This is a genomic window from Mycobacterium sp. TH-M106, assembly GCF_057473765.1.
In genome coordinates, this window is the sequence record NZ_JBYCLE010000427.1 from 1 (window position 1) to 6,178 (window position 6,178).

At 67.3% G+C, this 6,178-nt stretch carries 7 protein-coding genes; 5 read left to right on the forward strand and 2 right to left on the reverse strand.

Annotated elements, in window-relative coordinates:
- Positions 1–757 (reverse strand): MMPL family transporter (locus AC2VOP_RS15135; protein WP_486961740.1); only part of this gene is annotated, 757 nt, incomplete at its 3' end.
- 74 nt (positions 758–831) lie between these two features.
- The gene (locus AC2VOP_RS15140; protein ID WP_486961741.1) at positions 832–1,275 is read right to left on the reverse strand and encodes an MmpS family transport accessory protein; all 444 of its coding nucleotides are present in this window, start codon (positions 1,273–1,275) and stop codon (positions 832–834) included.
- Positions 1,276–1,455: 180 nt separating this feature from the next.
- Here AC2VOP_RS15140 and AC2VOP_RS15145 point away from each other — a divergent pair, with 180 nt between their 5' ends.
- From AC2VOP_RS15145 to AC2VOP_RS15165, 5 genes are all read left to right on the forward strand, one after another.
- Positions 1,456–2,079, forward strand: coding sequence for a PepSY domain-containing protein (locus AC2VOP_RS15145; RefSeq protein ID WP_486961742.1), 624 nt, complete (start codon positions 1,456–1,458; stop codon positions 2,077–2,079).
- A 199-nt stretch (positions 2,080–2,278) separates the two neighbouring features.
- Positions 2,279–2,842, forward strand: coding sequence for an OsmC family protein (locus tag AC2VOP_RS15150; RefSeq protein ID WP_486961743.1), 564 nt, complete (start codon positions 2,279–2,281; stop codon positions 2,840–2,842).
- A 288-nt stretch (positions 2,843–3,130) separates the two neighbouring features.
- Positions 3,131–3,673: a DUF4352 domain-containing protein gene (locus AC2VOP_RS15155; RefSeq protein ID WP_486961744.1), complete on the forward strand. Its 543-nt coding sequence runs from the start codon at positions 3,131–3,133 to the stop codon at positions 3,671–3,673.
- Between the two features lie 191 nt (positions 3,674–3,864).
- A complete protein-coding gene (locus tag AC2VOP_RS15160) occupies positions 3,865–4,746 on the forward strand; it encodes a ComEA family DNA-binding protein (RefSeq protein ID WP_486961745.1) in 882 nt (293 codons plus the stop codon).
- A 30-nt stretch (positions 4,747–4,776) separates the two neighbouring features.
- On the forward strand, positions 4,777–6,178 hold a 1,402-nt coding region (locus tag AC2VOP_RS15165; RefSeq protein ID WP_486961746.1), incomplete at its 3' end, for a ComEC/Rec2 family competence protein.

The window sequence follows — 6,178 nt, forward strand, 5'->3', positions numbered from 1 at the left end:
TCCCGTAATCGGTGCCCGCCGCGATCGCCAGCATCACCATGATGTTGACCGCGAATGTGGTGAGGCCCATGACGTTGTGATATCCAAGGAACGCGACGACCCCCCGGGCGCAGGACAATTCCAGCAGCGTCAGGAAAAGCTGCGCCAACATCGTGGTGAGCGATCGAAAGACAACCAGCAACATGACCGTGATCGCGCCGATGGTGAACAGCGTGATCTTCGCCAGGCTCGCATCGCCGATTGCCCGCAGGTCCGCAGTGAGTGCCGCCGGGCCGGTGACATACGCCTTGACGCCCGGTGGCGCCGGGGTGTCGGCGACCGCCTTGCGAACAGCTTTGACGGAATCGTTGGCGTAGGTGGTGCCTTGGTTGCCGACGAGATTGAGCAGCACGTAGGCGCTCTTGGCGTCGGCGCTCTGGACACCGGCCGCGGTTAACCTGTCGCTCCAGAAATCCTGAATATGCTCGACGTACGCGGGGTTTTTTGCCAGCTTCTTGAGTATCTCGTCGTAGTAGTGATGGGCGGCCTCCCCGAGTTCCTGTTGCCCCTCCAGAACCAGCATCACCGTGCTGTTGGAGTTGTATTCCTTGAAATTATGGCCGACCCTCATCATCGCCTGCATCGACGGTGCATCCATGGGCGCCAGCGGTGTCGAGTGCTCCTCGGAGATCACTTCCAGCTGCGGAACCAGGGTGTTCACCGCGATGGTGAGCAGCACCCAGAAGACGATGATTGGCACCGCGAAGATGCGCAGCATGTGTGCGAAAAACGGTTGTTTGCCGCGGTTGTCGGTGTGTCCGCCGGCGGGTGCTTTGGGTGCTTTGGGTGCCGTCATCCGGATTTCACCAGGCAGAAGGTCTGGGCGTTACCGCCCACGGCGCGCCGTTCGTCGAGGAGCCGATCGTCGATCTTGATGCGGCAGCCGATTTCGCCGGTGTTCCCCTGCACCGCGATGTTGGCCATGACCGCGGGGAGGACAGTGACGACGGTGTAGGACCACGGCAGCGGGACGCCGTTGAGCTGGTGGACGTTGGCCTCGGCGTCCCAGTAGTTGATGCTGGCGACGGTACCGGGGGGGCCGAAGGCCTCGTAGCCGATGTATTTCGGGTTGAACTGCACGATCTCGATCCCCGCGCCCGCGTTGGCGTTGAGATCCTGAGACGCAAAGATCCGGTGCAGCCGTGCGACGACCACGCCGGAAACAGCGATCACCACCACGAAGATCAGTGGTATCCATGCCCTTTTGAGGGCGCGGGTAGCGGAGATCGTTTTCACCTCACCGCCTTCCGACAGTCCGTCGCGAATCGCCCAACGGGCAGCATAACCTTCGCTTGTCTAAGGATCGTAGGGGGTTCGACGATGCGGCGCGGGAATTCGGATCAACAGCTCCCGCCTGTGGGCACACGGCACCACCGGGGCCGAACGTCGGCCGAAGCGCTCCGCTACCATGCCGTCATGGCCGCTGTGACACATCGACTCTCGGCTGGTGCCGCGCTTGTCGCCCTGACCGCCCTGACCGCCCTGGTGGTGCCGGTGCTTTCCGGCTGCGCCAACAGCAATAAGGCCGCCCCGGCCAGCTCGCTGGCGACGTCCACCAGCTCCGGTGCATCGTGGTCCCGCCCGACCAGCCCGCCCGACCCGCAGACGCTGTTGCGCGCCGCGGCGACCGCCGCGGCGAAAACGCCGGATGGCACGCTGACTTTCATCGAAAGCGAAACCGACGACGCGGGAACCTGGAAGGTCCGGTTGACCAGCCCGGACGGCACCGAGCAGCAGCTGAAAATCGGAGTCGACGGCCTCACGGTGTTGGTCGGGCCCACCCCGAACAACGACAGCACCGCAGACAAGGAAAAGCGCCGCGCCTTGTTGCATGGGGCGCAGGCCGCGCAGCTGGACTACCGGTCGGCGGTGGACAAGATGCTCGCGGCGGTGCCGAACGGTTCGATCACCGAACTGAAGCTCACCGACGCCAACGCCACCACTGTCTGGGAGGCCCAGGTGTGGGACACCTACCTGGTCGAACACGACGTCACTGTCAACGCTGTCTCCGGTGACCTGGTGGCTAACAAGCAGGTGTGACTTTCGGCCTGGCCCGGCCGGTGACCGGCCCGCAAGTTTAGAGCCGAACGGCCCTAGTACGCATAGGGGAAAACCCGTCACCCTGTTTACATCCGCACTACCGAATGTGAGGATTGCGCAGCGTCATTGACGATGCGCGGATACCGATTTTGGGCCAAGAGATGACATGAACAGGAGTTCAATGATGGGAAGCACGAACGTGGTCGACGGGGTCGACATGAACGCATTGACGACAATGGTTGAAGCGGTGAGGGATGATCATAACCTGGCCAAGGTGACCTTCCGGGCCAACTCCCAATGGCAAGGCGGTTGCCTTGTCAGCTCTCAGATCGGAGCGATGACTCAGGGAGGCGACACCGACACCGGCCGTGCTGGAAAGTTCACCATGACAAGCGACCATCCCGTCTCACTACTCGGCAAGAGCGATGAGGCGCCCACACCGGCCGAGTATCTCTTGCAGGGCCTCGCGGGGTGCTTGACGTGCAACATCGTGGCTACCGCCGCGTCTCGGGGAATCGAACTGGAAAGCTTCGCCTGCGAGGTGGAAACCGACTTCGATGTTGCGTCGCTGTTCCTGGGTATCACCGAGGGAATCACCGCCGAACAAGCCTCCGGCGCCCAGGAGTTTCGCGCCAGGTTGAAGATCAGCGCACCTAAGGCGAGCCGGGAAGAGATCGAAGCGGTGGTCAAGGCCGGCAGGGAACGGTCTCCTGTTACTAACACCCTCGCCAGGGCGGCCAAGGTGGTCGTGACGCTGGATTGAGTACCGCCGAGGTCAATGACCAACGCGGTCAGTTCGACCTTGCATAGCCGCACCCGGCATCCGTGGGACCGCACGCCCGTCGGCGCAGATCAGCAGTCGGCGGGCGTGCGGATAGAGCGGTCGGCCTATCATCCCGGAGGCTGGCTTTTCGCGGTGAGTGCCAGTTGCATCGAGCCGTCTGCTGCTGTCTTCGGATGACCAGCGCAGTTTCGTGGCGTTTCGGAGGCTGTGTACCTTTTTCGGTGTAGCGGTGGTCGAAAAGGTTACAAGGTAGGCAAGGTAGGCAAGATGAAACGGTCCGTCGTCGCCGTGTCGGTATTCGCCTTAATGGCGGTATCCGGTTCGGCCTCATGTTCGATGCAGCCGAGCGACTCCGGCGTAATCACGACATTCCCGTCGACGCCGCCGCCCGCGCCGAAGGTCGCCCGGATCGGTCAGACCCTCGACCTCATGCGCATCGGCGAGCAGCCGATCGCGGTGACGCTGGTGCAGGTCATCAACCCGGCGACCGTTCCGAACGGCTGGGCCGAACCCGGGAAAACCTATATCGCCACCAAACTGACGATCAAAAATGTCGGGTCGACGACCATCGTCGGCAACAGCAACAGCAATGTCAGGGTGGTCGGATCCGACAAGCAGGAGTACACGGCCGACCTCGCGAACGTGATCGAGTGCAGGGACTTCATCGACGGGTGGTTCATCATCCCAGTGGGCTCCACCGCGGCCGGCTGCGTGGTGTTCAAGCTTCCGCCGGGCGTCACGCCGGCAAAGGTGACGTACAGGCCGTCCTCGGGGATCGCCCGTGACGTCGGCGAGTGGCTGAGCACCTGAGAGCGATCGTTACCAGGGCCACCGCGACAGCCCTCGCCGGTGGAGGGCCACCGCGACAGCCCTCGCGGGTGGCCGGCTGTGGCGGTGGGGCGGGGGAACCGTTTCTGCACAACCTGGGGGTGGTCCACAGTTTGGGTCCTTACCCTGTCTGATCGGACGATCCGGCCGGTCGCCGCAGCTACGGTCGGCGCATGCGAACAGAATTGCCCGGTGAGCGGCTGCGCCGGCGACTCGCCGGCCAACCGGGAGCCGACACCACCGACGACGAGGACGAGGGGCCGGACCCGGCCGGCTCGGCCAGCTCGGCTAGCGACCCGAATTCGCTGCTGCCGCGCTGGCTGCCCGACGGGTCCACTACTGGCGGTGGGCCGGCCTGGTTGGACAAGGTGCGGGCCGACCCCGGACGGGCCGGCGCCATCGCGCTGGCGGCGGTGGCCGTCATCGCGGTGCTGATCACCGTGTTCACCATGATCCGGGATCGGCCGGCACCGGTGACGTCGGCGAAACTTCCCCCGGTGGAGATGGTTTCCTCGGCGAGCCCGCGCGCCAGCTCAGCCCCGGGCGGGGCGAACGGATCCGACCAGCCGGTGGTGGTTAGCGTGGTCGGGTTGGTGCACAGTCCCGGGCTGGCGACGTTGGCGCCCGGCGCTCGCATCGCCGACGCGCTCACCGCCGCCGGCGGTCCGCTGGACGGCGCCGACACCGTCGGGTTGAACATGGCGCGCCAGCTCGCCGATGGTGAGCAGATCGTCGTCGGGATCGCGCCGCCGTCCGGTCAGCCGACCGTGCTGGGCAGCTCGGTCGGCGGCGGCTCGACCGGCCCAGCCAACGCCGCCCCCGGCGCCGCCCCGGCATCCAGCCGACCCAAACCGGTATCCGGTGAGGTGGTCAATCTCAACACCGCGACAATCGAGCAGCTGGACGCGCTGCCCGGCGTCGGCCCGGTGACCGCGGCCGCGATCGTGGCGTGGCGCGACGCCCACGGCAAGTTCACCAGTGTCGACCAGCTCGGTGAGGTCGACGGGATCGGTCCGGCACGCTTGGCGAAGCTGCGTCCGCTGGTCCGCACCTGAGTTCGTGGCGGCATCCGGTCCGGCGGCTTGTTGACCTCGGGGCTGCGGCTGGATGTTCGGCTGGTTCCGGCGGCGCTGACCAGCTGGATCGTCACCGCAGCCGGGATCGTGTGGCCGGTCGGGGGTTTGATCGCGGCGCTGTGCGTACTGCTGGGTGTCGCATCGGGTGCGCTGTGGTGGCGCGCCGAACGGGTTTCCCGCCCGGGATGGCGCATGGTGAGCGCCAATCTGGTCGCGGTCGCGGTGGTGGGAGCGGGTTTCGGGTGCGCGGTCGCGCTGCGGGCCGACGCGGTCCGTCACCATCCGGTCACCGCGGCGTTCGGCACCGTCGCTGCGGTGACGGTCACCCCCAGCGAGAGTGCGCTGCCGGCGGGTGGGCGGCGGCTGATGTTCCGCGCCACCCTGCAGCGGCTGGGCGGTGACGTGTCGTCCGGCCGGGTGGTGATTTTTGCGCCCAGCGCGGACTTCGGCAAGCTGACGGTGGGTCAACCGGTGGCCTTCCGCGCGCGCATCGCCCGTCCCGCCCGGCGCGACCTGACGGTGGCGGTGCTCACCGCGACCGGACAGCCCGCCTGGGGCCGGGCCGGAGTCGCCCAGCGGGCCGCTCACACCGTCCGCACCCAGTTCGCCGCCGCCGCCCGCCGGGCGTTATCCGACGAGCAGGCCAGGATGTTGCCGGCGCTGGTGCTCGGCGACACCTCCGCGGTCACCGCCGCCACCAGCCGGGAGTTCCGCGACTCCAACCTGATGCATCTGATGGCGGTGTCCGGGGCCAATGTCACGATCGTCTGCGGGGCGGTGCTGTTCTTGGCGCGGCTGGTCGGCCCACGCGCTGCGGTGCTGCTGGCCGCGCTGGCGCTGGTGGCGTTCGTCATCGTGGTGCAGCCGACGGCCAGCGTGCTGCGGGCGGCGGTGATGGGGGCGATCGGGTTGCTGGGGATGCTGTCCTCGCGGCGGCGTCAGGCACTGCCGAGCCTGTCGGCCAGCGTGCTGGTGCTGCTGGCCGTCGCACCGCAGCTCGCCGTCGACGTGGGATTCGCGTTGTCGGTGGTGGCCACCGCGGCGCTGGTGACGATCGCGCCGGTGTGGGCGGCCCGCCTGGTATCGCGCGGCTGGCCCCGGCCGCTGGCGGCGGCGGTGTGCGTGGCGTGGGCCGCGCAGCTGGTGACCGCTCCGCTGATCGCCGGAGTGTCGGGCCGCGTCAGCGTGGTCGGTGTGGCGGCCAACCTCGCGGTGGCGCCGCTGGTCGCGCCGATCACCGTGCTGGGCAGCACGGCCGCGGCGTTGTGCGGGTGGTGGCCGGCCGGCGCGCAGCTGTTGATCCGGTTCACCGGCCCGGAATTGTGGTGGGTCTGCCGGATCGCGCACTGGTCGGCCGGTATGCCGGCGGCCAGCGCGCCCGTTCCGGCCGGGCTGGCCGGTGTGGTCGGCG

Bases quoted from the DNA above. Each gene is read 5' to 3' on its own strand.
- AC2VOP_RS15155 (WP_486961744.1), top strand. From the start codon at position 3,131: ATGAAACGGTCCGTCGTCGCCGTGTCGGTATTCGCCTTAATGGCGGTA.
- AC2VOP_RS15160 (WP_486961745.1), top strand. From the start codon at position 3,865: ATGCGAACAGAATTGCCCGGTGAGCGGCTGCGCCGGCGACTCGCCGGC.
- AC2VOP_RS15145 (WP_486961742.1), top strand. From the start codon at position 1,456: ATGGCCGCTGTGACACATCGACTCTCGGCTGGTGCCGCGCTTGTCGCC.